The 613-nt window shown below is 64.1% G+C and carries 1 protein-coding gene; it reads left to right on the top strand.

What is annotated here, in order from left to right; translation table 11 throughout:
• Positions 1 to 613, top strand: a 613-nt coding sequence (locus tag MCHT01_RS26850; protein WP_169806168.1) for a hypothetical protein, incomplete at both ends; no start/stop codon positions are given.

Below are 613 nucleotides of genomic sequence, written 5' to 3'. Positions count from 1 at the left end.
ACTGACGCCGAGCAATGGCGCGGGTCCGATCAATGGCGCAGGATCCGTCACCGTCAGCGGCATCGAGCCTGGCGGGAAGTGGGACTTCAGCCTGGATGGCGGCAAGACGTGGACGCCGGGCAGCGACAATTCGATTCCGGCCGACGTGCTGGCCGAGGGTGATAACAACATCACCATTCGCCAAACCGACACCGCCGGCAACCAAGCGTCGAAGACCATCGACGTCGTGAAGGACACGCAGGTCGTGCAGCCTACGATCACCCCGAGCAACGGCGCCAACCCGATCAACAGCACCGGCACGGTGGCCGTGTCCGGCCTGGAGACAGGCGCCAAGTGGGACTACAGCCTGGACAGCGGCGCGACCTGGAAGCCGGGTGCCGGCTCGTCGATCGCCGCCAGCGACCTGAGTGAAGGCATCAATCACATCACCATTCGTCAGACCGACTCTGTCGGCAATCAGGCATCGAAGACCATCGACGTCGTGAAGGACACGCAGGTCGCGCAGCCCACGATCACGCCGAGCAACGGCAGCAATCCCATCAGCAGCACCGGGTCGGTGGCTGTGTCCGGTCTGGAAACTGGCGCGAAGTGGGATTACAGCCTGGACAGCGGT

Origin of the sequence: Mitsuaria chitosanitabida ATCC BAA-476 = NBRC 102408 (assembly GCF_001598255.1) — a bacterium.
Taxonomy (GTDB): Bacteria; Pseudomonadota; Gammaproteobacteria; order Burkholderiales; family Burkholderiaceae_C; genus Roseateles; species Roseateles chitosanitabidus.
The sequence above is the reverse complement of the archived record's forward strand: the minus strand, read 5'-3'. Positions and strand labels throughout refer to the sequence as shown.